The following is a 25,580-nucleotide window of genomic DNA, read 5'->3' on the forward strand; positions in this document are numbered from 1 at the left end:
CCCGGACAATGTCACCATGCGTAGACGGACACTGCTGCTCGGGCTGGCCGGCACCGCCGGGGCCGGGAGCCTCGCGGCGTGCACCGCCGACACCGGCGCCGGGATGGCCGGGGCCACCAGCGCCTCCGCGTCGGCCGCGCCGATCCTCGCCTCGACGACCGCCTCCTCGCTCGCGCCGCAGCCGGTCAGCGCGCCGTACGTGCCGCCGGCCGGCAACGCGCCCGGGAAGGCGTACGCCGTGGGCCGCCGCATCCTCGAGTTCAGCCGGGACGGCCGCGCTCTGCCCACGACGGTCTGGTATCCCGCCGCCGGCGCCGCCCCGGCCGCCCCGGTGCCGGCCGCCGACGCCCCCGCGGCCACCGGGCGCTTCCCGCTCGTGCTGTTCAGCCACGGCCTCACCGCCCAGCCGGGGGACTACGAGGCGATGCTGGCCCGCTGGGCGCAGGCGGGATTCGTGGTGGCCGGGCCGACGTACCCCAACACCTCGTACGGCGCCGCGGACCTCGATCCGCTCGACATCGTGAACCAGCCCGCGGACGCCTCCCACGTGATCGACCTGATGCTGGCGCCCGGCGGCCCGCTGGCCACGGCCGTCGACCCGGACCGGCTCGCCGCCGCCGGTCACTCGGCGGGTGGAATCACCACCGCGGGGCTGTTCAGCGCCCGCCGTGACGAGCGGCTGAAAGCGGGGGTGATGCTGGCCGGCACCGACTTCCAGGGCACGCCGTTCACCGGGCCGCCGGCGGCCATGCTGTTCGTGCACGGCCGCAAGGACGACACGGTCACCTACCGGGCCGGGCATGCCGTCTTCGCCGCGGTGCCGTGGTCGCGCGCGATGCTGTCGATCACCGACGGCGGGCACGTCACGACGGGCGCCGACTTCGAGGCGACCACCGCCACCTCGACGGAATTCCTGCGCTGGGCCCTGTACGGCGACGCCACCGCCCGGTCGCGCCTGCCGCAGGCGGCCGCCGCGGGCGGGGTCGCCACCCTCGAAGATCAGCTTGTGTGACACAGTCCACTCGACCCAGGAGCGTGACGCATGCCGCTTCGTTGGGTAAGTGTGACCCGCCGCCGGGCCGATCCGCACGGATGACCTGGCTGTTCAGGAGCCCGTGGCGGCGGCCGCGGACGCGGACGCAGGGGGCAACCCTCGAGAGGTGGTGCTGGATCTCCGTGGCTAACGTGGATCGGGTGACTTTCTGGACCCGAAAACGCGATCGCTCCCTCTTCGCCAACGGCGGATCGCTGGTGATCTGCGGCCTGCTCGCCGGTGTCGTGGTCGCGGCCGCCTCGTTCCCGGCCGTCGCCATGTCGGGCCTGGCGGCCAAGGCGGGCTCGCAGGGTTTCGCCGAGCTGCCCAGCGAGCTGGAGCAGCAGTCGGCCCCGCAAGTCACCCGGATCTTCGCCGCCGACGGCAAGACGCAGCTCGCGGTCATGTATGACGAGTTCCGCAGCGACGTGCCGCTGAAGGACATCTCGGTCAACATGCAGCACGCCATCGTCGCGGCCGAGGACCATCAGTTCTACGAGCACAACGGCGTGGACCTCAAGGGCGTCGCCCGGGCCTTCGTCAACAACAAGCAGGGCGGCGCGCAGCAGGGCGCCTCCACGCTGACGATGCAGTACGTGCGCATGACGCTGGCGTATTCGGCGAAGACGCCGCAGCAGGCGATCGACGCGACGAAGGACAGCCCGGAGCGCAAGCTCACCGAGATGAAGTACGCCATGCAGGTCGAGAAGGAGCTCACCAAGGAGCAGATCCTCGAGCGCTACCTGAACATGGCCCCGTTCGGCAACGGCGCGTACGGCGTCTACGCCGGTAGCCAGGTCTACTTCCAGAAGAAGCCGAAGGACCTGACGATCGCCGAGGCCGCCCTGCTCGCCGGCATGGTGAAGGCGCCGACGTCGTTCGACCCGACCACGCCCAGCGGCTACCCGCAGGCGCTGGACCGGCGCAACTACATCATCGACAACATGCGCGACCTGAAGTACATCACCCCGGAGCAGGCCACCCAGGCCAAGGAGGTGAAGCTGGCCCGCACCACGAAGCGGCCCGGCAACGGCTGTGTGTCGGTGGCGAAGAACAACTGGGGCTTCTTCTGCGACTACTTCTACCGCTGGTGGCTGAGCCAGGAGCAGTTCGGCGCGACGACGTACGACCGTGAGCGCCAGTTGAAGAGCGGCGGCTACCGCGTGGTGACCTCGCTGGACATCAAGGCGCAGGCCTCGGCGCGCAAGGAGATCACCGACCAGATCAGCGACAAGAACCGCAACGCGCTGCTGCTGGCCGGGGTGGAGCCGGGCACCGGCCGGGTCCGCGCGCTGGCGGCCAACCGCAAGTACAAGCTGGACGATCCCGAGCACCCGAAGAACAAGCTCAGCTCGAACCCGGACCTGGCGGAGAAGGGCATCCGCGGCACGTACCCGAACACCACCAACCCGATCATCACCGGCGGCGGCGACATCGTCGGCTACCAGGCCGGCTCGGTCTTCAAGATGTTCACGATGGTGGCGGCGCTGGAGAACGGCTTCGGCCTGGACCACTCGATCACGTCGGGCTCGACGTACAAGTCGGGGTACATCATCAATCCCAGCTCGGACGCGGCCTGCCCGGGCACGCACTTCTACTGCCCGTCGAACGCGTCCAAGAGCGAGCAGGGCACCTTCAACATGTGGACCGGCTTCGGCAAGTCGGTGAACACGTACTTCGTGCCGCTGCAGGAGCAGGTGGGCGCGGAGAAGGTGGTGGACGTGGCGAAGCGGTTCGGCGTGCAGTTCCGGGCGCGGCAGGACGCCGAGTTCGCCAACGACCCGGCCTCGGCGCACCAGTGGGGCGCGTTCACGCTGGGCGTCTCGGCGTCGACCCCGCTGGACATCGCCAACGCGTACGCGACGCTGGCCGGCGACGGCATGTACTGCAAGCCCACGCCGATCCAGCGGATCACCTCCGCCGACGGCACGAAGCTCGACGTGGGCCAGCCGGACTGCACCCGCGCGACCAGCAAGGACGTGGCGCGCCGGGCGCTCGACGCGGCCCGTTGCCCGGTCGGCGACCAGGCCCAGCTGGGCAACTGCGCCGGCGCCACCGAGCCGAACGCGCACGACGCGGTGGGCCACCCGATCTTCGGCAAGACGGGTACGACCGACGCCGACAAGACCGCCGCGCTCGTGGTGGGCACCCGGTCCCTGGTCGTCGCCGGCTACCTGGTGAACCCGGACTGGGCCGGGCACTATGACCGGATGCAGCACGGCATCGTCAACCCGGCGGTCTACCGGACGGTGGCCGACTACATGGAGGGCAAGCCCCAGGAGGAGTTCAAGAAACCCGGGGAGTGAGCCCGCGCGTCACCCACGATCCCGTCGTCTCCGTGAGCGGAGGCGGCGGGATCGTTGTATCCGGAGCAGCTGAAAGTTACGGAGGTTTTCCGAAGTGTGTCCTGCCTGCAGAACTGGTATTAGTCGCAACTTCCGGCTTGCGCGGGGAAGAGGGGCCGGGAGAGACTGCCTGTGCCGTCCGGAATAGTACCGGAAGTTTCGGCGAAGCAGGAGGAGTCATGACCGTGCTGAAGGCCGGCCCGCAACCGTGGACCGACACCGCTCGAACCAGCGCCGAGCGCGCCGACGCGTTGCTGGAGCAGATGACCCTCGAGGAGAAGGTCGCCCAGCTCGGCAGCGTCTGGCAGCAGGTCGCGGTCGAGAGCACCGGTGAGGTCGCGCCGATGCAGGACGTCTTCGCCGCCGGGTCCCGCCCGTTCGACGCGGCCGTACGCGACGGCATCGGGCACCTCACCCGCCCCTTCGGCACCCGCCCGGTGACCGCCGACGAGGGCCGGGCCCGGGTGATCGAGATGCAGCGGCAGGTCGTGGCGAGCAGCCGGCTGGGCGTGCCCGCGATCGTGCACGAGGAATGCCTCACCGGCTTCACCACGCTGGGCGCGACCGTCTACCCGACCGCGCTGGCCTGGGCCGCCACGTTCGACCCGGAGCTGGTCGAGCGGATGGCCGCGGCGATCGCCGCCGACATGCGCGCGGTGGGCGTGCACCAGGGCCTCTCGCCCGTGCTCGACGTGGTCCGCGACTACCGCTGGGGCCGCGTCGAGGAGACGATGGGCGAGGACCCGTACCTGGTGGGGACGCTGGGCGCCGCGTACGTGCGCGGCCTGGAGAACCAGGGCGTCATCGCCACCCTCAAGCACTTCGCCGGGTACTCCGCGTCACGGGCCGCTCGCAACCACGGCCCGGTCGCCATGGGTCCGCGGGAGCTGCGCGAATACATCCTGCCGACCTTCGAGACCGCGATCCGCACCGGCGGCGCGCGCTCGGTCATGAACTCGTACTCCGAGATCGACGCCGTGCCGGTCGCCGCCGACCCGTCCCTGCTCACCGGCGTGCTGCGCGAGGAGTGGGGCTTCGACGGCGTCGTCGTCTCCGACTACTGGTCGGTGCCGTTCCTGCAGACGATGCACCGGGTGGCCGCCACCCCCGCCGAGGCCGGGGCGCTCGCGCTGGCCGCCGGCATCGACGTCGAGCTGCCCGACACCATCGGCTACGGCGAGGGCCTCGTGGAGCTCGTGCGTTCCGGGCGCGTACCGCAGGAGCTCGTCGACCGTGCCGCCCGCCGCGTGCTGCGGCAGAAGGCGGAGCTCGGCCTGCTCGACCCGGACTGGACGCCGGAGGGGTCCGTCGAGGCCGGCGCCGGCATCGACTTCGACTCGCCCGCTAACCGCGGCATCGCGCGGGAGGTCGCCGAGCGCTCGGTGGTGCTGCTCGCCAACGACTCCGGGGTGCTGCCGCTGAGCCTGGGCGCCGCGCCGCGCCGGATCGCGGTCGTCGGTCCGTGCGCGGACGACCCGCAGGCGTTCATGGGCTGCTACTCGTACCCGAACCACGTCCTCGGCGACTACCCCGAGTACGGCATGGGCCTGGAGGCGGCCTCGCTGTGGGCCGCCCTGCGTACCGAGCTACCGGACGACGACTTCACCCTCGAGACCGGCTGCCCGATCCGCGACGAGGACCGCTCCGGCTTCGACGCCGCGGTCGCCGCCGCCCGCGCCGCCGACGTCTGCATCGCCGTGGTCGGCGACCGCGCCGGCATGTTCGGCCGCGGCACGTCGGGCGAGGGCTGCGACGCGCCCGACCTGGCGCTGCCCGGCCTGCAGGGCGAGCTGCTCGGCAAGCTGCTGGAGACGGGTACGCCGGTCGTCGTCGTGGTCGTCTCCGGCCGCCCGTACGCGCTGGGCGACTACGAGGGCGCGGCCGCGATGATCCAGGCGTTCATGCCCGGCGAGGAGGGCGGCGCGGCGATCGCCGGGGTCGTCTCGGGGCGGATCAACCCGAGCGGGAAGCTGCCCGTCCAGGTGCCGCGGCTGCCCGGCGGCCAGCCCGGCACGTACCTGCAGCCCCCGTACGGCGCGAACAGCGACGGCGTCAGCAACCTCGACCCGACGCCGATGTTCGGGTTCGGCCACGGCCGCTCGTACACCTCGTACGAGTACAGCGATCTGACTCTCAGCGCCACCGAGCTGCCCACCGACGGCACGCTCACCGTCTCCGTGCAGGTCCGCAACGCCGGCCCGCGCGACGGCGCCGAGGTCGTCCAGCTCTACCTGCACGACGTTCAGGCGGAGGTCACCCGGCCGCTGCTGCAGCTCGCCGGCTTCGCCCGGGTCCCGCTCGCCGCCGGCGCCGCGGCCCGCGTCGAGTTCACCCTGCACGCCGACCGCACCGCGTTCGTCGGCCGGGATCTGCGCCGCATCGTCGACCCGGGCGACGTGGAGATCCACGTCGGCTCCTCGGCCACGGACCTGCCCTGCCGGGCGACCGTACGGCTGACCGGCGAGCGGCGCGCGGCCGGCCCGGACCGGGTCCTGCACACCCCGGTGGTCGTCGAGCCGGCCTGACCGCCACCCCTTCTCGTCGCGGCCCGCGGCGACTCTCCCTGCTGCGGGCCGCGACGTCTCCCCTCCGGTGCCGGATCACGGCAGGACGGCCAGCGCCACGGCGAGGGTGGCGGTCGCCGCGCCCGCGGCCACCACGCCCCGGCTGAGCCACTCCACGACGCGGGCGTCGGCGGCGTGCGGGCTCTCCAGTGCGGCGAGCAACACGCCGACGCAGGCGGCAAGGACGATCACGACGGGGACGAACATGGCCACCGCTTCATCGAGGGATTCGCATCGGCCTTCACGATCGCGAACCCGATGGTCGCGCAAGGCAACGCGGCCTGACCACCGCGTGAACGTCCGCGACCGGGGTGTGGCGGGAATGTGAAGGTACGCGGCAGGTCATGTGCGACCCGCCGCCGCGCCGGGAAATCGCCCCTACCGTCGCGGCTGTGCAAACAGTTGACGTCTTCGTCGTGGGTGCGGGCCTGGCCGGCCTGCACACCGCCCGCCTCCTCGCCGGCCGGGGCCTGACCGTCACGGTGGTCGACCGCCGCCGCTGCCTGGCGGCGGGCATCCGGACCACCGGGATCTTCGTCCGCCGCACCCTGGACGACTTCGACCTACCGGGGCATCTGCTCGGCCCGGGTGTCCGCGACGTCCTGCTCTACCCGCCGTCGCGCCGCTCGCCGGTGCATCTCACCAGTGACCGTGACGAGTACCGGGTCGCCGACATGGCCGGCGTCTACGAGCACGCCCGTCGTGCGGCGCAGGCCGCGGGTGCCCGGATCCTGCTGGGGGTCCGGTACGCCGGGCTGTCGGGGGGTGTCGTCCGGCTCGAGGGCGCGGAGGCGGTCCGCGCCCGGTTCGTCGTCGGCGCGGACGGCGCGCGGTCGCGGGTGGCGCGGGACCTCGGGCTGGACGTGAACCGGCACTTCCTCGTCGGCGCCGAGATCGTCCACCCGGTCACCTCCGCCGCCGGCGTCCCGGCGTTCCACTGCGTGCTGGATCCCCGGGTCGCCCCCGGCTACCTGGGCTGGGTCATCGCGGACGGGCGGAACGCGCACGTCGGCGTCGCCGGATACCCGCACGCCATGGGCGCCGGCGTACGCCGTCTGCTCGACGAGTTCGCGGCGGACGCCCCGGGCCGGGTGGCACCGGCCGGCCCCGTCGAACGCCGGGGCGGTCCCATCCCGGTCGGCGGCGTGCTGCGCCGGCTGGCGTGCCCGCAGGGTCTGCTCGTCGGCGACGCGGCGGGCGCGGTGTCGCCGCTGACCGCGGGCGGGCTGGACCCGTGCCTGCGGATGTCCGAGCTCGCCGCGGCGGTCACGGAGGGCTATCTGCGTACGGGCGACCAGTGCATCCTGCGCCGGTACTCGGGCGGCGAGCTGCGGGCCCGCTTCCGGGGGCGGCTCGCGATGCGGCGCGTGCTGGCCGGCCTGCGCTCACCGGCCGCGGCGGAGGCGGCCTTCGCCGTGCTCCGCAGCCGGGCCGGTCGTGTGGCTGCGGCCCGGATCCTGTTCGGTGACGGGTCGTTCCCCGACGTGCGGCGGCCGGCGGTCGCCTGCGTCGATGACCAGCCGGGCCGGCGGGCCGAGGGACTGCGCGTTCCACCGTCCGCGTGAGACCCGCCGCGGGGGTGCCCGGACGGGCCCGGCGTCCGCCGGCGCGGTGTACGGTCGCCGCATGCGCGTTCCTACTGCAGCGGTCACCGCAGGGTCTCTCATCGGCGGCTGGCAGCTCGCCCGCCGGACCGGCATCCGTCCGCTGGGCGGCGTCGTCCTGGCCGCGGGCGGTGTGCTGGCGGGCCGGGAGTGGGCCCGGCGCACCAGCCCGGCCGTGACGGCGGGACTGGTCGCCACCTATGTCGGCGCGTTCGGGCTGTCGCACCCGCTGGCCAAGCGCATCGGCTCCTGGCCGTCCGTGCTGGCGGTCTCGGCGCTCACGGCAGCGGCGTCCTACGCCGCCGCGGACCGCAAAGCCGCCCGCTGAGCTGCGCCCGCCGCGGGCCGCGGAAGCCGCCGGCAGGTCCACGCTGACCGGCCGGCGCCATCCACGGGTTCGGCTAGAGGGACAGCTTCCAGCTGTTGATGTATCCGGTGTCGATCGACGCCGCGTCCTGCACCCGCAGGGTCCAGGTGCCGTCCGGGGCCTCGCCGGACAGGTTCACCGCGTACGTCTGATCGATGTTGTCCGTGCTGCCGCCGGCCCGGCTGTGCAGGGTGTACGCCGTGCCGTCCGGCGCGACCAGGCTGACCACCAGGTCACCGATGTACGTGTGGACGATGTGCACCTCCACCGCGCTGGTCGACGACGGCGTGATCGTGCAGCCGCTGATCGCGACGGTGCTGGTCACGGTGGTGTTGTCGGGGATCGCGACGTCGGTGTCGTCGGCCCCCGTGCAGCCTTCGGGGCTGCGTACGGTCAGCGTCAGCTGGGTCGAGTGCGCCACCGACGGTGACGTGCCGGTCAGGGTGAGGGGATAGCTGCCGGTGCCGAGGGTGTCCGGCGTGCTGACGGTCACCGTGGCGGATTCACCCGCGGTGATCTCGGCCGGGCTGAACGACACGGTGACGCCCGGGGGCGTGCCCGTGGCGGTGAGGGCGATCGTCTCGGCGGTGCCGTTGGTGACCGTCGTGGACAGCGTCGTGGTGAGGGTCTGGCCGCGGTCGATCGTCGCCGTCGCCGGAGAGGTGGCGAGGGAGAAGTCGTCCCCGGTGGGGCAGTAGTCGGTGCCGGCCACGTTGACGGCGGTCCAGGCGGCCTGGACCGTCTTGTACTCCGTGCCGCAGAGGCCGTAGAGGTCCGCCGCCGCGGCGAGCGTGTGGGCCCGCGCGGTGTTGCCCGGCGTCGCGGTGTTGACGTAGCGGGTGTTGGACACGAAATACGTGTCGAGCGCCCGGAACCAGATCCTCTCGGCCTTGTCACGGCCGATGCCGACGACCGGGTCCGCCGAGCCGCAGACCGGGGAGGTGCCGTACGCGGTGGCCCCGGTGCCCTCGGCGAGGTCGAAGAAGAAGTGGTTGGCCACGCCGGAGGAGTAGTGCACGTCGACGTTGTTGGTGCTCGTCGACCAGCAGCCCTGCGAGACGCCGTCGAGGGCCGGGTTGTACATGTAGCGCAGCGGCGCGCCCGTGCCCCGGATGTCGATCTTCTCGCCGATGTCGTAGTCGCCGGGGTCGCTGCCGGTGCCGGCGTAGAACTCCACCATGGAGCCGAAGATGTCGCTGGTGGCCTCGTTGAGCCCGCCGGACTCGCCGGAGTACGTCAGGCCGCCGGGGATCACGTTCTCGGTGACGCCGTGCGACATCTCGTGCCCGGCCACGTCCAGCGCGACCAGCGGCTTGGCGTTGCCCGACCCGTCGCCGTATGTCATCTGGGAGCCGTCCCAGAACGCGTTGACGTACGCGTTGCCGTAGTGCACCCGCGACGGCACCCCGGCGCCGGTGCCGAAGATGCCGTTGCGCCCGTGCACCTCCCGGAAGTAGCGGAAGGTGGTGGCGGCGCCGAAGTGCGCGTCGACCGCGGCGGAGGCCCGGTCCGCGTTGGTGCCGGTGCCCCAGACGTTGTCCGCGTCGGTGAACGTGGTGCACGTCGAGGTGCCGTTGTTCAGGTCGCAGGTGCGGCCGTTGCCGTGCTCGGAGTCCACCAGGCTGTACCCGGAGCCGGACGCGGTGGTGTCGAGGTGGACGGTGCCCGAGTAGATGCTGTTGCCGGTGCCGTCGACGGTCTCGATCTCGTCGAACGAGCCGCGGACCGCGTTGGTGGCCGCGTCCGTGACGACGTGCAGCCGGGACGGCGTCTGGCCGTCCTTGGCCCAGCCCTTGACGACGGTCTCCCAGGCGAGCACGGGCGTGCCGGCGCCGGCGTCGATGAACAGCTCCGGCGCGCCGACCGAGGTGACCTTTCCGGAGAAGGCCCGCTCGGCGGCGGCGCGGGCCCGGGCGGCGCCGACCTTCGGGGTGACGCTCAGCGACAACGGTGCCGCGAGACCGCTGGAGCTGCCGGTGAACTCGCCGCGGGCGTCGACCCGGACGACGATGTCGCCGCCGTACACCCGCAGGCCTTGATGCGTACGCGTGTAGCGCACGACGCCGTTGCCCCGGGCGTCCTTCTTGCTGCTGTAGACGGTGTACCTGTCCTGCGGCGAGCCTTCGACGGCTGCCTGGTGGCGCTGGAGGGCTGCGGTGGCCTGGGCCGGCAGCGAGGCGGACGGTGTGGGCGGTGGCGCGGCGGACGCACTGGTGGCGGCGACCGCTGCGCAGCTACTGGCCAGCAGCGTGGTGCAGGCCAGTGCGAGAGCTCTTCTCAACGGTGTTCCTCCCCTGATCCCGGATGCCAACGCATCCATTGATCTCAATAGCTTTGCGGAGAGCTTGAAGGTTGAACAGCCATGAAGTGAAGAATTTACATGTCTGAATTGACGTTCATGTTGCGTCGCGCTGCCGGAAGGCGGCCGCGCCGGCGCCGAGGGCTGCGGCCACGTACAGGGCCATGACGGCGGCCGCACCCGCCGGCGACAGCAGGTAGGGATGATCGGCGCCCGCCAGCTGAGCCGGCAGGTTGGGCAGCAGGACCGACCCGAACCGCAGCTGCCACGTCACCGGCAGGAAATGCGCGAGGACCGGCGCCACCAGCACGAGGCCGCCCAGCGTCAGCAGCGCCGACGCGGTCGAGCGCAGCACGGCGCCCAGGCCCAGGCCGACGCAGGCGGTGACGAGCACCCCGGCCGCCGCGGTGAGCACCGTGGGCACCGCGTCGGTCCAGGCGTGCCACGGGTTCAGCGGCGCCGGACGGTCACCCAGCAGCAGCATCGCCCCGGACACCGCCAGCAGCGCGAAGACCAGCCCGCCCACGCCGCCCACCGCACCGGCCAGGGCCGCCTTGGCACCCAGCAGGAGACGGCGCTGCGGGACGGCCAGCAGGGCCGGGCCGACGGAGCCCGTCGTGAACTCGCTCGTGACCATCATGGCGCCGATCGCGCCGACGAAGAACGCCACGAACGGCATGACGACCACGGTCGGATCGGCCGTCTCGTAGGCGGCCCGATCGGCCAGGGTGTCCGCGTCGAAAGCCCGGACCATGAGCAGCAGGATCAGCATGCCGGCGAGCGTCGCGGTCACGGCGCCGGCGAGGAAGGCGTACGTCGACCGCACCGTCCGCAGCTTCATCCACTCGGCGGCGGCCACGTCGAGGAACAGGGTCATCGCGGCACCGCCCGGAACTCGGCGGCCTCGCCCGTCAGCCGCAGATAGACATCCTCGAGGGTGGCACCGCGCACCGGCAGATCCGCCACCGAGATCTCGTCGAGCAGCCGCCCCCGGCCGAGGATCAGCACCCGGTCGGCGGTGAGCGCCACCTCGCTCATCAGGTGGCTGGACAGCAGTACCGTACGGCCCTGCGCCGCCAGCGACCGCAGGGTGGACCGGATCCATCGGATGCCGGCGGCGTCCAGCCCGTTCACCGGCTCGTCCAGCACGATCACGCCCGGATCGCCGAGCAGCGCGCCCGCGATACCGAGGCGCTGGCGCATGCCGAGCGAGAACCCACCCACCCGCTTGTCCGCCACCGCCGCCAGGCCCACCTCCGCCAGGACGGCGGCCACGCGCGCCCGCCCGATGCCGTTGGTGCGCGCCAGACAGTCCAGGTGATGCCGGGCCGTCCGCCCCGGATGCGCGGCGTCGGCGTCCAGCACCGCGCCCACCTCGTGCAGCGGCCGGCGGATCCGGCGGTACGGGCGCCCGCCGATCAGCGCCTCGCCGCTGGTCGGCCGGTGCAGCCCGAGGAGAATGCGCAGGGTGGTCGACTTGCCCGCGCCGTTCGGCCCGAGGAAGCCGGTGACGACGCCGGGCCGTACCTCGAAGGAGAGGCGGTCCAGGGCCGGGGTGTGTCCGTACAGCTTGGTCAGTTCGCGTACCGCAATCATGGGGAAACGGTGTCAGGGGACGTCGCCTGCGCGCGTCTGCCGACGGTCCGGAAACGAGGTCGGACCACGGTCGTACCCCGGCGGCGGAAGGAGCCCGATGGAGACCACCGAGGACGGCCACTTCGTGGTCATCAAGGGCCGTCGCTGGCGCGCCACCGACCCGGCGATCCCCGAGGACGAGGCGGCGCGGTTGCGCCGGGCCTTGATGGCGGCGCGACGGGACGTCGGCGCGGCGTTGCGCGCGGGCGACGACCCGGCGCCGGCCCGTGCCCGGGTGCAGGCGGCGAAGGTCGCGCTCGGCGAGCGCGGCGCCCCCTGGTGGGAGCAAAGTCCCGATGAGCGCCGCGAGCGCTGGGAACGGGGCCTGCGTGACCTCGAACCGTAGCCGGCGTCACTCGCCGCCGGTGCTCGCCGGGCGGTAGCCGACCTCGGGGCGGCCCGGGCCGCCGTACCGGGGGCTGCGCACGACCCGGCCCGCGTCCGCCAGGTACTCCAGGTACCGCCGGGCCGTGACCCGCGAGGCGCCGATCCGCGCCGCCACCTCGGCCGCCGACAAGCCCTGCGCGGCGGCCTCGCGCAGCGCCTGCACGACCAGGTCCAGGGTGCGCGCGTCCAGTCCCTTGGGGAGGGTGTCGTTGGGGGCACCGCGCAGGGTGGCGAGGACGCGGTCGATCTCGTGCTGCGCGGAGACCTCGGCCGCCGCGAGGAGTTGGCTGCGGTAGCGGGCGTACCGGTCGAGTTTGTCGCGGAAGGCCGCGAACGTGAAGGGTTTCAGCAGGTAGTGGGTGACGCCGAGGGCGACCGCCTGGCGCACCATGGCGATGTCGCGGGCCGAGGTCACCGCGAGCACGTCCGTGCCGCTGCCGGCCGCCCGCAGCGCCCGGGCGATCTCCAGGCCGTGCTTGTCCGGCAGGTTGAGGTCGAGCAGGACGAGGTCGACCGGGCCGGCCCGCAGCGCCGCCATCGCGTCGCGGGCGGTGTGCGCCACGCCGGTCACGGTGAAACCGTCGATCTTCTCCGTGTACGCGCGGTGCGCCTCGGCGATCAGCGGCTCGTCGTCGACCACCAGCACCCGGATGAGGCTCATGAATGCACCGGCAGCCGGACGGTCAGCACCGCGCCACCCGCGTCGCCTCCGGACGCGATCGCATAGCTGCCGCCGTACCTTTCGGCGACCTGCCGGACCAGCGACAAGCCGATGCCGCGGCCCGGGCCGGGTTTGGTGGACCAGCCGCGGCGGAAGGCCGCGGTGGCCTGGTCCGGGGTGAGCCCCGGGCCGGTGTCGCTGACCCGGACGAGCAGCTCGGTGTCGTCCTGGCGGACGAGGACGCGGACCCGGCGCGGCGGTTCGGTGCCGGCCACCGCCTCGAGCGCGTTGTCGACCAGATTGCCGACCACCGTGAGCAGGTCGCGGCTGGGCAGGGGTTCGCCGTCGACCCGGGACTGCTCGTCCACGACCAGCTCGACGCCGCGCTCGCCGGCCTGGGCCGACTTGCCGAGCAGCAGGGCCGCGAGGGCCGGTTCGTCGACGGCGGCCACGACCCGGTCGGTGAGCTGCTGGGCGGCGGCGAGCTCGCCGGTGGCGAGCCGGATCGCCTCCTCGGTACGGCCGAGCTCGACCATCGTGAGGACGGTGTGCAGCCGGTTGGCGGCCTCGTGCGCCTGGGCCTGCAGCGCCTGGGTCAGGCCGCGCACCGAGTCCAGCTCGCCGGTGAGCTCGCGCAGCTCGGTGTGGTCGCGCAGGGTGAGCACCGTGCCGAGCGTGCGGCCCTCGAAGCGGGTCTCGCGCTGGCTGGCGACCAGGACGCGGTCGCCGGCGAGCACGGGCTCGTCCAGCGTGGGGCGCCGCGACCGGATCAGCTCGGCGGCCTCCGGCGGCAGGTCGAGCCGGTCGGCCCGGCCCTCGGCGGGCGCGTCGCCGGCCAGGCCGAGCAGGCGCCGGCCCTCGTCGTTGATGAGCGCCACCGCGCCGTCGCGGTCGACGACCACCAGGCCCTCGCGGACGGAGTGCAGCACCGCGTCGTAGTACTCGTACATGCGGGTCATCTCGGCCGGGCCGAGCCCGTGGGTCTGGCGCCGCAGCCGGCGGCTGAGCAGCCACGACCCCGCGGCGGCGAGCAGCAGGGCGACGCCGGTCGCGGCGGCCACGGTCGGCAGCTGCCGCAGCAGGGTGCGGTTGATGGCCTCCGTGGTGATGCCGACGGCGACCAGGCCGATCACCGTGCCGTCGGCGGCCCGGACCGGGACGACCGTACGCCAGGAGTCGCCGAGGCTGCCGCGGTACTCCTCGACGACGGTGCCGCCGGCCAGCGCGCCCGCGACCGAGCCGGCGAAGCGCTGCCCGATCAGCGCCGGGGTGGGATGCGTGTAGCGGGTCCGGTCGGGGGCCATCACCACGACGAAGTCGGTCCCGGTGGCGCGCCGCGTCGACTCGGCGTACGGCTGCAGCACCGCGACCGGGTCGGCCGAGCGCAGCGCGTCGGCGACGGCGGGGGAGCGGGCGATGGCCTCGGCCACCCCGGTCACCTTGGCGATCGCGGCGGTACGCGCGTCGCGCCGGGCCAGCAGCACGGCGCCCGCGGTGGCGCTCGCGACGAGCAGCGTCACGACCAGCACCTGCAGAGCGAACAGCTGCCCGGCGATGCTCCAGCGTCGGGTCATGGGCTCCCACCAGTCGGGCGCGGTGAACAGAATGAACGTAATGGTGCCCCGCCGGTGAGACGCAGGCCACAGTCAGCGGCATGGACACCCAGACCGTCCCGCGGGCCAGGCGGGACCGCACCCATTACCTCTACCTGGCGGTGATCGTCGCCGTTCTGCTCGGCATCGCCGTCGGTCTCCTCTTCCCGGACGCCGCCGTCGAGCTCAAGCCGATCGGCACCGGCTTCGTCAACCTCATCAAGATGATGATCAGCCCGGTCATCTTCTGCACGATCGTGCTCGGGGTGGGCTCCGTACGCCAGGCCGCCAAGGTCGGGCGGGTCGGCGGCCTCGCGCTGGGCTACTTCCTCGTCATGTCGACGGTGGCGCTGGCGATCGGCCTGGTCGTCGGCAACCTCATCCACCCCGGCTCGGGCCTGCACCTCGACGCGGCCGCCGCCGCGCAGGGCCAGAAGGCCGTCGGCGACACCCCCGCGGAGGGTACGGCCGGCTTCCTGCTCGGCATCGTCCCCACCTCGCTGCTGTCCGCGCTCACCGACGGCGAGGTGCTGCAGACCCTCCTGGTGGCCCTGCTGGTCGGCTTCGCCCTGCAGGCCATGGGTCCGCGCGGCGAACCGGTGCTGCGCGCGGTCGGCATCATCCAGCGCCTGGTGTTCAAGATCCTCGCGATGATCATGTGGCTCGCCCCGGTCGGCGCGTTCGGCGCGATGGCGGCGGTGGTCGGCGCCACCGGCATCGACGCGCTGAAGAGCCTGGCGCAGATCATGCTGGGCTTCTACGTGACCTGCGGGCTCTTCGTCTTCGTGGTGCTGGGCGCGCTGCTCTGGGCGGTCGCCCGGATCAACATCCTCAGCCTGCTGCGCTACCTGGGCCGCGAGTTCCTGCTGATCGTGTCGACCTCGTCGTCGGAGTCGGCGCTGCCGCGGCTGATCGCCAAGATGCAGCACGCCGGGGTCAGCAAGCCGGTCGTCGGCATCACGGTGCCGACCGGCTACTCGTTCAACCTCGACGGGACGGCGATCTACCTGACGATGGCGTCACTGTTCATCGCGCAGGCGATGGGCGACCCGTTGTCGGTCGGCGAGCAGGTGTCGCTGCTGCTGTTCATGATCGTGGCGTCGAAGGGTGCGGCCGGCGTGACCGGCGCGGGCCTGGCGACGCTGGCGGGCGGGCTGCAGAGCCACCGGCCGGAGCTGCTCGACGGCGTCGGCCTGATCGTGGGCATCGACCGCTTCATGTCGGAGGCGCGGGCCCTGACGAACTTCGCCGGCAACGCGGTCGCGACGGTGCTGATCGGGACGTGGACGAAGGAGTTCGACCGGGAGCGGGCCCGGGCGGTCCTCGCCGGGGAGGACCCGTTCGACGAGGCCACCATGCTGGACGAGCACGAGGAGGCCGGCGAGCCGGCCCGGGTGGACCGGCCCGTCGCCGCGAACGCCTGACGGCGCCGCGGGCCGTGCGCCCACCGCACGGCCCGCGACTTCGGTCCCGGTCCGCCCCGGGAGCCGCCACCCCGCCGCGCCCACCCGATTGCCCCAGGTGCGGCTGAGGTGGTCCCTATTTGCCGAAGCCGGCCGTCAGACCACTGAGGAGCTGGCGGCGGCCGACCGCGTACATCACCAGGATCGGCAGCGTCGTCAGCACCACCGACGCGAGGATCGCCGGGAAGTTGGTGCCGTACTGTCCCTGGAAGTTCCACAGCGCCAGGGGCAGCGGCCGGTTGTCCGGGCTCTGGATGAGCACCAGCGGCAGCAGGAACCCGTTCCAGATGGTCAGGCCGTGATAGATGGTCACGGTGACCAGCGCCGGGCGGGTGAGCGGGAACGCCAGGTGCAGCAGCGTGCCCCACTCGGTGGCCCCGTCCATCCGCATCGACTCGAAGAGCTCCTTCGGCACGTCGCGGATGAAGTTGGTCAGCACCAGCACCGACAGCGGGATCGCGAACGCGATGGACGGCAGGATGATCGCGCCCAGCGTGTCGTACATCTGCAGCTTGATGATGATGAGGTAGACCGGGATGATCACCGCTTGCAGCGGGATCGCCAGCCCCATCAGGAACAGCGAGTTCGTCCAGCGCAGGAAGCGCTTGCCGCTGCCGCGCACGATCGCGTACGCGGCCATGAACGAGATCGCCACGGCGGGCACGACCGCGCCGATCGTGATGATCACGCTGTTCCAGAAGTACCGGATGAAGCCGGCCTCGATCACCAGCCGGTAGTTCTCCAGCGTCGGCTCCTTCGCCGGCACCAGCGGGTTCTCCACGAAGTAGGTGCTCTGCGTCTTGAAGCTGGTGATGACGATCCAGTAGATCGGCACCAGCACGATCAGCAGCCACAACCACCCGAGGGCGCCGCCGAGCCAGTTGCGCGTCACCCCGCGGCGTCCGCGCCGGCGCGGGGCCTGCTCCTGCTGCTGCTGGGCGTCCGCGGTGCGGGCGCCGGTGGTCAGCGTGGTCATGTCAGGCCCCTTCCAGCTGGCTCTCGTCACCGCGGCCGCCGAGGCGCCGCAGCCCCAGGGCGAGCCCCAGGCCGACCAGGACCAGGATCACCGCGATCACGCTCGCCGGGCCCATCAGGCCGGCCATGAAGCCGCGCTGGTACATGTCCAGCGCCAGCGCCCGGGTCGCGTCGCCCGGTCCGCCCGCGGTCAGCACGAAGATGAGGTCGAAGAACGTCAGCGAGCCCACGACCATCAGCGTCGACGACGTGATGATCGTGTACTTGAGCTGCGGCAGCGTGATGCTGAAGAACTGCCGCACCCGGCCCGCGCCGTCGATCTGCGCGGCCTCGTACATCGAGCGCGGGATCTGCCGGACGCCGCCCTGGTAGATCAGCGAGTGGAACGGGATGAACTGCCACGACACCACGAACACGACCACGCCGACGGCCAGCTTGCTCTCGCCCAGCCAGTCCTGGTTGAGGAAGTCGACACCCAGGCCCGAGCCGAGCCCGAAGTTCGGGTCCAGCAGCGCCTTGAACGTGATCGCCAGCGCCGCCGAGCTCAGCAGCAGCGGGATGAAGTACAGCACGGCCAGCAACTCGCGGTAGCGCTCGTGCCCGGCCAGGAACACCCCGATCAGCAGGCTGAGCGGCGTCTGGAACAGCCAGGACAACGCCATGATCAGGAACGTGACCCAGAGCGCGTGCGGCAGCCCGGGGTCGGAGAGCACCGACCGCCAGGCGTCCAGCCCGGCCGGCTTGATCTCGCCGATGCCGTCCCACTGGGTGAAGCTCAGTGCCAGCACGCCCAGCAGCGGGACGACCCCGAAGATCGTGAACATGATGAGCGCCGGCACCGCCATCCAGGCGACGCCGCCGCTCCGCCCGCCGGTGGAGGTGGGCCGGTCCACCCGCACCGGGGGCGGAGCAACAGTCGTCATTTGCCGATGGTCCCGTTCATGTTCGAGATGAACTCGTCGGGGCCGATCGACTTCTGGAAGAACTTGGCGATGTTGTCGAGCAGGGCCTCGGCCGCGGTCGGGCTCAGCGCCTGGTCCCACGACTGGGCGAAGCTCTTGGCCTTGGTGGAGACGTCGTAGACGAAGTTGAGGAACTCGGCGTCCTTGGAGGCCCCGAGCATGGACTGGCTGCTCTTGGCGACCGGGATCGCGCCGGAGTCCACCCATTCCTTGACCTCGGCGTCGGAGAGCACGGCGTCCTTGAAGAACTTCTTCGCCGTCTCCTTCTGCTCCGCGGTGGCCTTGGAGGAGATGGCGTAGTACTGACCGGGGTTGCCGACCGTGTTGCTCGGGTCGCCCTTGCCCTTGTCGACCCCCGGGAAGTTCATCCAGCCGAGCTTGCCGTCCTTGACGAAGTTGCCGCCGTCGTTGGCCATGCTGCCGTAGGTCCACGTGCCGTGCAGCATCATGGCGGCCTTGCCGCGGTAGAGCAGCGCCTGGTCGGCGTTGGAGTCCGCGGTGATGGAGGAGAAGCCCTTGACGAAGCCGTTGGCGTCGATCAGCTTGCGCAGCTCGACGAGGGCCTCTTTGGCGCCCGGCGCGGACCAGGCGTTCGGCTTGCCCTCGAAGACGCCCTGGAACAGCTCGGGGCCGCCGATGCGGTCGAAGAGGAACTCCATCCACATCATGTTCGTCCACCGGGACTGCCCGCCGAGGGAGAACGGGGCGACGCCCTTGCTGTTGAACAGCGTCACCAGGTTCATGATGTCGCCCCAGGACTGCGGGGGCGTGGCACCGTGCTTCTGGAAGACCTCTTTGTTGTAGAAGAGGACGATCGGCGCGACGGTCTCGGCCGGCATCGCGTAGATCTTGCCGTTGATCGTGGCGGGGCCGAAGGAGGTCTCGAAGAGCTTGTCCTTGACCGCGGCGTTCTGCCCGAACCAGTCGGTGAGGTCCTCGACCTGACCGGCCTCGACGTAGCTCTTGAGACCGCCGCCGCCCCAGCCCCAGATGATGGTCGGGGCCTGGCCGGCGCCGATGGCGGTCTTGATCTTCGTCTTGTACGCGTCGTTCTGGTACGCCGTCCCGGTGATCTTGCTGTCCGGGTTCGCCTTGTTGAACCGGTCGACGGTGTTCTTGCGGATCCCCTCGCCCGGCTGGCCGGTCAGGTACCAGTAGGTGGCGGCGCCGGCGCTGCCCCCGCCGGAAGTGCCGGGCCCGGAACTGCCGCACGCGGCGAGCGCCGACGCGGCGCCTGCGCCGACGGCGAGGTTGAGGAAATTGCGACGGGATAGCGAACTGCGCTCCACGGTTGTCTCCATACTCCTGAGCCGCTCTGACACGGCTTGCCGACCTGCACCGGAAGTTTCGAAAAGAGCTCGTAAGTTATCGAGAGATTTCGTTAACGTAGGGTTTCAGCTGTGGTGTGTCAAGGGTCTCAAAGCCCTTCGTCCCGGAACATGAAAGACGACTCCAGCGCGGGTGGGATCGCTCCCACGGCTGGTCTCGCCCAGGTCACGAACGGGTCTCTCTCAGGCCTCGGTCGGCCGCTGAAACTTTCGGTTAGGTGCCGTGCTGTCGCGCAGGATGAGCTCGGTCGACAGCTCGACCCGGGGAGCCGACACGCGATCGCCCTGGGCCAGCCGCAACGCGGTCCGCGCGGCCAGCCCGCCCATCTCCGCGAGCGGCTGCCGCACGGTGGTCAGCGGGGGTGACGACCAGCGCGCCTCGGGCAGGTCGTCGAACCCGATGACGCTGACGTCGTCCGGCACGCGCATGCCGCGCCGGCGCGCCGCCTCGTACACGCCGAGGGCCATCTGGTCGCTGGCCGCGAAGATCGCGGTGGGCGGGTCGGGGCGGGCCAGCAGCTCGGCGCCGCGGACGTAGCCGGACTCGTGGTAGAAGTCGCCCTGCCGGATCAGGTCCTCGTCGACCCGCAGCCCGGCCGCCTCCATGCCGGCGCGGTAGCCGTCGAAGCGGGCCCGGCTGCACATCACGTGCCGCGGGCCGGCGATGAAGCCGATCCGCCGGTGACCCAGCTTCGCCAGGTGCTCGGTGGCGCTCAGCCCGCCGGCCCAGTTCGTCGCCCCGATCGTGGGGACGTCCGAGTCGGAGTTGCCCACCGGGTCCACGACGACGACCGGGATGCCCAGCCGGGTCAGCTCGGTGGAGACCGTGGCGGTCAGCTCGGAGTTGACGAAGATGACGCCGGCCGACGACCGGGCGCGCAGGTTCTGCAGCCACTGGCGGGTCGCCATCGGCCGGCGGTGCACGGCCGAGACGACCGTGCCCACCCCCGAGGCGTGCGCGACGTCCTCCACGCCGCGGATCAGCTCCACCGCCCAGGGGCTGTCGAGATCGTTGAAGACGAGGTCGAGCAGCCCGGTGCGGCCGGTCTGCTGGCGCGAGTTGCGCCGCCGGTAGCCGTGCTGCTGCAGCAGTTGCTCGACCCGGGCCCGGGTCTGCGCCGAGACGTCGGAGTGCCCGTTGAGGACGCGGGAGACGGTGGGCACCGAGACGCCGGCGGCACGGGCGATGGTGGAGATCGTGACCCGCCGGTTGTCGTCCACGATCATGACCCGGTCGCTGCCGTGGGGGCCGCGGGGCGCGCGGCGGACACGAGGGCCGGTAAAGGTTTGATCATCATTGATGTCCTCACGGGCTCGGCCCCGAAACTTTCGGGAGTTTCCGTTACGTGCCCGGAACATAGGCCAGCGATGCCGGAGCGGTCAACGGGCAACAATGTGGACCATTGATGCGCGAAATAACGCCTCAAGACCGCTGATCAGCAGGTCGCCGACACTCTTGACCGGACTTGGATGGACGTCTATCTTTCGGGAAGTTGCCACCTCATTTCCGAAACTTACGACCGCGACAGCCGGTCCGTTCCGGCGTGCCGAGGTAGGAGACCCCATGCCCACACCCGACATCGGCGGTCGCGCTTCACGCCGTACCGTCCTCGTGGCGGCCGCCGGCGCCGCCACCGTCGCCGCCGCTCCCCGGGCCGCGCAAGCGCACGACAGCTCCGCACCCGGCGGCTGGACCGCCAGCTGGGCCGCGGTGCCGACGACGATCCCGCCCGGCGCCCCGGTCGTGCTGGAGCGGCAAACCGTCCGGCACGTAGCGCACCTCAGCCTCGGCGGTGATCAGCTGCGGATCCGACTGTCCAACGAGTTCGGCACGACGCCGCTGGTCATCGGCGAGGTCCGCGTCGCCCGCCGCCAGGGGACCGGCGCGAGCACCGCCACCGTGCCCGGCACGGACCGCCGCGTCACGTTCAGCGGCCACCCCTCGGCCACCGTGCCGGCCGGCGCGCCGCTCGTCAGCGATCCCGTGACGCTGCGGGTGGACGACGGCTCCGACCTCGTCATCAGCATCTACCTGCCGCAGCGCACGCCGGTCACCACGCTCGCGGCGTTCTCGTACCAGGAGAACGTCATCGCCGCCGGCAACGTCACCGCGGCGCGGACGGTGACGCCGCAGGCGACGGTCACCCAGGACCTGTTCCTCACCGGTGTCAGCGTCCGCCGCCGCTCCGCGGCGATCGTCGCGCTCGGCGACTCCATCACGAACGGCGCCAACACGCAGACCAACGCCAACCACCGCTGGCCCGACCTGCTCGCCGCCCGGCTGCGCGCCGCGCGGCTCGAGCGTGGCGTCGTGAACCTCGGCGTGTCGGGCAACCGGCTGCTGCACGACCCGAACCCGCCGGCCGGCAGCGACGCCGAGGCGTACGCCGCGTACTTCGGTCAGAGCGGGCTGCGCCGCTTCGACCGCGACGTGCTCGCCCAGCCCGGCGCCCGGTACCTCGTCGTGCTGCTCGGCGTGAACGACCTCGGGCACCCGGGCACCACCGCGCCCGCCTCGGAGACCGTGTCCGCCGCCGACCTCGTCGCCGGCCACCGTCAGCTCATCGCCCGCGCGCACCAGGCGGGGCTGCGGGCGTACGCGGGCACGATCCTGCCGTTCCAGGGCGACACGTTCGGCTTCTACACCCCGGAGAACGAGCGCAAGCGCGCGGAGCTCAACGCCTGGATCCGGCACGGCCACGAGTACGACGGCGTCGTCGACTTCGACGCGGTCATGCGCGATCCCGCCCAGCCGCTGCGGCTGAACCCGGCGTACGACAGCGGCGACCACCTGCACCCCAACGACGCCGGCATGGCGGCCATGGCCGCGGCCGTGCCCCTGCGCTTCTTCCGATAGGACGCGCCATGAGACCTTTCCTCGCCCTCGCCGCCCTGCTGCTGCCGGTGCTGGCCGTACCGTCGGCGGCCGCCGCCGCGAAGCCCGCCGCCGACGACCTCGGCGGCTACGTCTCCACCCACCCCGGCCCCGGCCGCTTCCCGATCGCCGACCGCGGCCGGGTCGCCTCGATCGTGGTCAGCGCCGGCGACCACGCGGGCGTCATCCGCGTCGCCGACGACCTGCAGACCGACCTCGAGAAGGTCACCGGCGTGCGGCCGGCCGTCGGGCACGACACGCTGCCCACCGGCCGCGACCCGATCATCCTCGGCACGCTCGGCAAGAGCCCGCTCATCGACCGGATGGCCGCGTCCGGCCGGCTCGACGTGCGCGGCCTGGCCGGCAAGTGGGAGACCACGGTCGAGCAGATCGTCGACCATCCGCTGCCCGGCGTCCGGCGCGCGTTCGTCATCGCCGGCAGCGACCAGCGCGGCACGATCTACGGCGCGTACGACCTGTCCAAGCGCATCGGGATCAGCCCCTGGCACTTCTGGGACGACGTGCCGGTGCGCCACCGCGACGCCCTGTACGCCCTGCCCGGCCGGCACACCCAGGGCACGCCCGCGGTCAGGTACCGGGGCTTCTTCATCAACGACGAGAACCCCGCCACCGGCACCTGGGCGCCCGGGTACTTCGGCCCCGGCAAGGCCCCCGGCTACCCGGGCGGGCTCAACGCCGCGTACTACGCCCAGGTGTTCGAGACCATGCTGCGGCTGCGTGCCAACTACCTGTGGCCGGCCGTGTGGGGCCGAGCGTTCGCCGAGGACGACCCGCAGAACCACGCGACCGCCTCGTACTACGGCGTGGTCATGGGCACCTCGCACGAGGCGCCGATGATGCGCGGCATCGAGGAGTGGAACCGGCACGCGAAGAACGGCACCGACCCGTACGGCGGCAACGGCGAGTGGAGCTTCCGCCGCAACGCCGACGCGATCAAGGCGTACTGGCGGGACGGCGCCGAGCGGATGGCGCGCGAGAAGATCGAGGGTGTCATCACGCTCGGCATGCGGGGCAACGGTGACGTGAGCCTGCCCGACGGCGACGGCATCGACCTGATGAGCTCCATCATCGACACCCAGCGGCAGATCCTGCGGGAGACCGGGCTGATCGGCGCGCCCCAGGTGCAGACCCTCTACAAGGAGGTCCAGCGCTACTGGGACCAGGGCTACCGGCCGCCGGACGACGTCACGGTCGTGTTCTGCGACGACAACTGGGGCAACATGCGCAAGTTCCCGGACGCCTCCCTGCCGGAGCGCAGCGGCGGGTACGGGATGTACTACCACTTCGACTACGTCGGCGGCGGCCGCAACTACAAGTGGGTCGACACCGTCAACCTCACCAACACCTGGGAGCAGCTGCACCGGGCGTACACGTCCGGCATCGACCGGCTGTGGATGGTCAACGTGGGTGACCTGAAGAACGAAGAGGAACCGACGCAGTTCTTCCTCGACTACGCCTGGAACCCGGCCGCGATTCCGCTGCACGAGCTGGGGGAGTGGGAACGGGGCTACGCCGCCCAGAACTTCGGCGCTGCGCTCGCCCCCGCGATCGCCGACCTGCTCGCCGACTACGGCTACCTGCAGTCGCGCCGCAAGCCCGAGCTGCTCAACCGGCGGATCACGATCAACCCCACGACCAACGAGATCGTGTACGACGACCAGGCCACCCCCTTCAGCCTCACCGACTACCGCGAGATGGACCGCGTCACCGCAGAGTGGCAGGCGATGGGCGCGCGGGCCGACCGGATCCGCAGGCTCGTCCCGGCCGCCTGGCAGGACGCCTTCTACCAGCTCGTCTACTACCAGGTGAAGGCCACGGCCAACCTCTACGCGCTGCGGCGCGCGGAGTTCACCAACATCCTCTACGCCACCCAGGGCCGCGCCTCCACCAACGACCTGGCCGGCGTCGCCGAGGCGCGCTTCGCCGAGGACCAGGCGATGAACGACTACTACAACACCCGCCTGGCCGGCGGGAAGTGGAAGAACTGGCAGCTGCAACCGAAGATCGGGTACGGCAACGTCGAGCGGTACGGCCCCAACGCGCCCTGGCAGCAGCCCGAGAAGGACAACGTGGCGCTGCCCGACGAGATCTACCCGTACCTCAAGCGCATCGAGGTGCCCGCGGCGGCGGGGCTCGGCGTGGCCCTCGACGGCGGGGACGCGCAGGTGCTGCCGGAGTTCAGCCCGTGGCAGTCGCAGCCCCAGCAGTACATCGACGTGTTCAACAAGGGCGCCACGCCGTACGCGTACCGCATCACAGCGGGGCAGCCGTGGGTGCACGTCACGCCGGCGGGGGGCCGGGTGGACAAGGAGGTGCGGGCCACCGTGCGCGTCGACTGGTCGCGGGCCCCGGCCGGCACGACCACCGTGCCCATCACGGTCAGCGGGGCGGGGGAGCAGGTCGTGGTGCAGGCCCCGATCCGCAAGCCGGCGCTGCGTCCCTCCGGCTTCGCCGAGGCCAACGGGTACGTGGCGATGGACGCGCCGCACTACACCCGCAAGGTCGGCCACTGGCAGGTGCTGCCCCGCATCGGCAAGACCGGTGACGGCCTCACGCCGCTGGGCGGGGACGGCGCCCGGCTCGAGTACGCGATGACGCTGACCACCACCGGCCCCGTACGCGTCTCCGCCGTGCTCTCGCCGCGCAACGACACGTTGCCCACCCCGGGCCTGCGGTACGCGATCTCGGTCGACGACCAGGCGCCGCAGACCGTCGACGTCATCGCCGCCACCGGGGCCAACGCCACCACGATGAACCGGCAGTGGGAGCGCAACACGTCCGACAACGTCAACGTCACGACCACCACGCACGCGATCGACCGCGCGGGCACGCACACCCTGAAGTTCTGGATGGTGGACCCGACAGTGATCCTGCAGAGGCTGGTCGTCGACACCGGCGGGGTGAAGTACAGCTACCTGGGCCCGCCGGAGAGCCGGGCGTACGGCCGATGACCACCACCGTGGCGGTGCTCGCGCCGCCGGCCACCAGGGCGTCCTTCGTGGAGGCCTACCGGAGGGTGTTCAGCGGACCGCTGTTCACCGCCACGGCGGTGCTGGAGGAGGCGGACATCGTGGCGGTCGCCCCGGCCGGCTGTTGCGCGCCGGGGCTCGCCGCCCGGTTGCGCGCGGCTGCCGGGCGCGGCTGCCGGGTGCTCGCCGCCGGGCCGGCCGTCGCCGGCCTGGCGGCGACCGGCCTGCTCGACGGCCGGCGGGTCGCCGTCCACGAGGGACAGGCGGCCGCGTTCGCCCGGCGGTTCCCCCGGGTACGGGTCGCGGCGGGCGTCCGGTTCGTCGACGACGACCCGGTGCTCACCGCGCCGGACCAGCGCGCCGCCCTCGAGCTGTGCCTGCATCTCGTCCGCAAGGACCTCGGTGCGGCGGCCGCCGCGGACTTGTCGGCGGGCCTCCATCCGTACGTCGTCCAGCGGACATGTACGGGCCGACTCTGATCTCATAGATTGCTCGCGGTC

20 protein-coding genes are annotated in these 25,580 nt (G+C 71.9%); 10 read left to right on the forward strand and 10 right to left on the reverse strand.

Annotated features, from left to right (window positions below):
• Positions 1-16 precede the first annotated feature (16 nt).
• The 3 genes from AB0K03_RS37295 to AB0K03_RS37305 all read left to right on the forward strand — a co-directional run bounded on the left by AB0K03_RS37295 (position 17) and on the right by AB0K03_RS37305 (position 5,903).
• On the forward strand, positions 17-1,012 hold the full coding sequence (locus tag AB0K03_RS37295) for a chlorophyllase/cutinase-like alpha/beta fold protein (RefSeq protein WP_364695562.1): 996 nt from the start codon (positions 17-19) through the stop codon (positions 1,010-1,012).
• A 182-nt stretch (positions 1,013-1,194) separates the two neighbouring features.
• Positions 1,195-3,339, forward strand: a complete 2,145-nt coding sequence (locus AB0K03_RS37300; RefSeq protein WP_364695565.1) for a transglycosylase domain-containing protein — start codon at positions 1,195-1,197, stop codon at positions 3,337-3,339.
• A 218-nt stretch (positions 3,340-3,557) separates the two neighbouring features.
• The gene (locus AB0K03_RS37305; protein ID WP_364695568.1) at positions 3,558-5,903 is read left to right on the forward strand and encodes a glycoside hydrolase family 3 N-terminal domain-containing protein; all 2,346 of its coding nucleotides are present in this window, start codon (positions 3,558-3,560) and stop codon (positions 5,901-5,903) included.
• A 75-nt stretch (positions 5,904-5,978) separates the two neighbouring features.
• Here the strand turns inward: AB0K03_RS37305 and AB0K03_RS37310 are convergent, their stop codons facing one another.
• Entirely contained in the window at positions 5,979-6,149 is a 171-nt protein-coding gene (locus AB0K03_RS37310) for a hypothetical protein (protein WP_364695571.1), read from the reverse strand.
• A gap of 185 nt (positions 6,150-6,334) precedes the next feature.
• Here AB0K03_RS37310 and AB0K03_RS37315 point away from each other — a divergent pair, with 185 nt between their 5' ends.
• Together AB0K03_RS37315 and AB0K03_RS37320 are read left to right on the forward strand one after the other, a co-directional pair.
• Complete coding sequence (locus AB0K03_RS37315; RefSeq protein WP_364695574.1) at positions 6,335-7,507, forward strand: NAD(P)/FAD-dependent oxidoreductase; 1,173 nt, start codon at positions 6,335-6,337, stop codon at positions 7,505-7,507.
• Positions 7,508-7,568: 61 nt separating this feature from the next.
• Entirely contained in the window at positions 7,569-7,874 is a 306-nt protein-coding gene (locus tag AB0K03_RS37320; protein WP_199514819.1) for a hypothetical protein, read from the forward strand.
• Between the two features lie 73 nt (positions 7,875-7,947).
• Here AB0K03_RS37320 and AB0K03_RS37325 read toward each other — a convergent pair whose 3' ends face one another.
• The 3 genes from AB0K03_RS37325 to AB0K03_RS37335 all read right to left on the reverse strand — a co-directional run bounded on the left by AB0K03_RS37325 (position 7,948) and on the right by AB0K03_RS37335 (position 11,808).
• Positions 7,948-10,194 carry a M4 family metallopeptidase gene (locus AB0K03_RS37325; RefSeq protein WP_364695577.1) on the reverse strand — a complete coding sequence of 749 codons (2,247 nt, stop codon included), beginning with the start codon at positions 10,192-10,194 and terminating at the stop codon, positions 7,948-7,950.
• A 115-nt stretch (positions 10,195-10,309) separates the two neighbouring features.
• Positions 10,310-11,089 carry an ABC transporter permease gene (locus AB0K03_RS37330; RefSeq protein ID WP_364695580.1) on the reverse strand — a complete coding sequence of 260 codons (780 nt, stop codon included), beginning with the start codon at positions 11,087-11,089 and terminating at the stop codon, positions 10,310-10,312.
• The gene (locus AB0K03_RS37335; protein ID WP_364695582.1) at positions 11,086-11,808 is read right to left on the reverse strand and encodes an ATP-binding cassette domain-containing protein; all 723 of its coding nucleotides are present in this window, start codon (positions 11,806-11,808) and stop codon (positions 11,086-11,088) included. The genes AB0K03_RS37330 and AB0K03_RS37335 overlap by 4 nt, the downstream gene beginning before the upstream one ends.
• A 97-nt stretch (positions 11,809-11,905) precedes the next feature.
• On the opposite strand from AB0K03_RS37335, the gene AB0K03_RS37340 reads away from it, so the two are divergent.
• A complete protein-coding gene (locus tag AB0K03_RS37340) occupies positions 11,906-12,193 on the forward strand; it encodes a hypothetical protein (protein WP_364695585.1) in 288 nt (95 codons plus the stop codon).
• A 6-nt stretch (positions 12,194-12,199) separates the two neighbouring features.
• Here the strand turns inward: AB0K03_RS37340 and AB0K03_RS37345 are convergent, their stop codons facing one another.
• Positions 12,200-12,895: a response regulator gene (locus AB0K03_RS37345; protein WP_364695588.1), complete on the reverse strand. Its 696-nt coding sequence runs from the start codon at positions 12,893-12,895 to the stop codon at positions 12,200-12,202.
• A complete protein-coding gene (locus AB0K03_RS37350; protein WP_364695591.1) occupies positions 12,892-14,469 on the reverse strand; it encodes a sensor histidine kinase in 1,578 nt (525 codons plus the stop codon). The genes AB0K03_RS37345 and AB0K03_RS37350 overlap by 4 nt, the downstream gene beginning before the upstream one ends.
• An 80-nt stretch (positions 14,470-14,549) precedes the next feature.
• On the opposite strand from AB0K03_RS37350, the gene AB0K03_RS37355 reads away from it, so the two are divergent.
• The gene (locus AB0K03_RS37355) at positions 14,550-15,911 is read left to right on the forward strand and encodes a cation:dicarboxylate symporter family transporter (RefSeq protein WP_364695594.1); all 1,362 of its coding nucleotides are present in this window, start codon (positions 14,550-14,552) and stop codon (positions 15,909-15,911) included.
• Positions 15,912-16,026: 115 nt separating this feature from the next.
• Here the strand turns inward: AB0K03_RS37355 and AB0K03_RS37360 are convergent, their stop codons facing one another.
• The 4 genes from AB0K03_RS37360 to AB0K03_RS37375 form a co-directional block, all read right to left on the reverse strand.
• Positions 16,027-16,926, reverse strand: a complete 900-nt coding sequence (locus AB0K03_RS37360) for a carbohydrate ABC transporter permease (protein ID WP_364695597.1) — start codon at positions 16,924-16,926, stop codon at positions 16,027-16,029.
• Position 16,927: 1 nt separating this feature from the next.
• Positions 16,928-17,848 (reverse strand): sugar ABC transporter permease, encoded by a 921-nt coding sequence (locus tag AB0K03_RS37365; RefSeq protein WP_364695600.1) that lies wholly within the window; start codon positions 17,846-17,848, stop codon positions 16,928-16,930.
• Positions 17,845-19,176, reverse strand: a complete 1,332-nt coding sequence (locus tag AB0K03_RS37370) for an extracellular solute-binding protein (RefSeq protein WP_364695603.1) — start codon at positions 19,174-19,176, stop codon at positions 17,845-17,847. Before AB0K03_RS37370 ends, AB0K03_RS37365 begins: the two co-directional genes overlap by 4 nt.
• A 222-nt stretch (positions 19,177-19,398) precedes the next feature.
• Positions 19,399-20,442 (reverse strand): LacI family DNA-binding transcriptional regulator, encoded by a 1,044-nt coding sequence (locus tag AB0K03_RS37375; RefSeq protein WP_364695605.1) that lies wholly within the window; start codon positions 20,440-20,442, stop codon positions 19,399-19,401.
• A gap of 337 nt (positions 20,443-20,779) precedes the next feature.
• Here AB0K03_RS37375 and AB0K03_RS37380 point away from each other — a divergent pair, with 337 nt between their 5' ends.
• From AB0K03_RS37380 to AB0K03_RS37390, 3 genes are read left to right on the forward strand one after another with little or no spacing between them, the layout of a single operon-like run.
• Positions 20,780-22,072, forward strand: a complete 1,293-nt coding sequence (locus tag AB0K03_RS37380) for an SGNH/GDSL hydrolase family protein (RefSeq protein ID WP_364695608.1) — start codon at positions 20,780-20,782, stop codon at positions 22,070-22,072.
• An 8-nt stretch (positions 22,073-22,080) separates the two neighbouring features.
• Positions 22,081-25,062: a glycosyl hydrolase 115 family protein gene (locus AB0K03_RS37385; RefSeq protein WP_364695611.1), complete on the forward strand. Its 2,982-nt coding sequence runs from the start codon at positions 22,081-22,083 to the stop codon at positions 25,060-25,062.
• Positions 25,059-25,559: a hypothetical protein gene (locus AB0K03_RS37390; protein ID WP_364695614.1), complete on the forward strand. Its 501-nt coding sequence runs from the start codon at positions 25,059-25,061 to the stop codon at positions 25,557-25,559. Before AB0K03_RS37385 ends, AB0K03_RS37390 begins: the two co-directional genes overlap by 4 nt.
• Positions 25,560-25,580: the final 21 nt, after the last annotated feature.

It is taken from the genome of Actinoplanes sp. NPDC049316 (assembly GCF_040677315.1).
Lineage (GTDB): Bacteria > Actinomycetota > Actinomycetes > Mycobacteriales > Micromonosporaceae > Actinoplanes.

Coding starts and splice junctions, on each gene's coding strand:
- AB0K03_RS37295 (WP_364695562.1), top strand. CDS start 17: ATGCGTAGACGGACACTGCTGCTCGGGCTGGCCGGCACCGCCGGGGCC.
- AB0K03_RS37305 (WP_364695568.1), top strand. CDS start 3,558: ATGACCGTGCTGAAGGCCGGCCCGCAACCGTGGACCGACACCGCTCGA.
- AB0K03_RS37310 (WP_364695571.1), bottom strand. CDS start 6,149: ATGTTCGTCCCCGTCGTGATCGTCCTTGCCGCCTGCGTCGGCGTGTTG.
- AB0K03_RS37320 (WP_199514819.1), top strand. CDS start 7,569: ATGCGCGTTCCTACTGCAGCGGTCACCGCAGGGTCTCTCATCGGCGGC.
- AB0K03_RS37330 (WP_364695580.1), bottom strand. CDS start 11,089: ATGACCCTGTTCCTCGACGTGGCCGCCGCCGAGTGGATGAAGCTGCGG.
- AB0K03_RS37335 (WP_364695582.1), bottom strand. CDS start 11,808: ATGATTGCGGTACGCGAACTGACCAAGCTGTACGGACACACCCCGGCC.
- AB0K03_RS37340 (WP_364695585.1), top strand. CDS start 11,906: ATGGAGACCACCGAGGACGGCCACTTCGTGGTCATCAAGGGCCGTCGC.
- AB0K03_RS37345 (WP_364695588.1), bottom strand. CDS start 12,895: ATGAGCCTCATCCGGGTGCTGGTGGTCGACGACGAGCCGCTGATCGCC.
- AB0K03_RS37350 (WP_364695591.1), bottom strand. CDS start 14,469: ATGACCCGACGCTGGAGCATCGCCGGGCAGCTGTTCGCTCTGCAGGTG.
- AB0K03_RS37355 (WP_364695594.1), top strand. CDS start 14,550: ATGGACACCCAGACCGTCCCGCGGGCCAGGCGGGACCGCACCCATTAC.
- AB0K03_RS37360 (WP_364695597.1), bottom strand. CDS start 16,926: ATGACCACGCTGACCACCGGCGCCCGCACCGCGGACGCCCAGCAGCAG.
- AB0K03_RS37365 (WP_364695600.1), bottom strand. CDS start 17,848: ATGACGACTGTTGCTCCGCCCCCGGTGCGGGTGGACCGGCCCACCTCC.
- AB0K03_RS37375 (WP_364695605.1), bottom strand. CDS start 20,442: ATGATCGTGGACGACAACCGGCGGGTCACGATCTCCACCATCGCCCGT.
- AB0K03_RS37380 (WP_364695608.1), top strand. CDS start 20,780: ATGCCCACACCCGACATCGGCGGTCGCGCTTCACGCCGTACCGTCCTC.
- AB0K03_RS37385 (WP_364695611.1), top strand. CDS start 22,081: ATGAGACCTTTCCTCGCCCTCGCCGCCCTGCTGCTGCCGGTGCTGGCC.
- AB0K03_RS37390 (WP_364695614.1), top strand. CDS start 25,059: ATGACCACCACCGTGGCGGTGCTCGCGCCGCCGGCCACCAGGGCGTCC.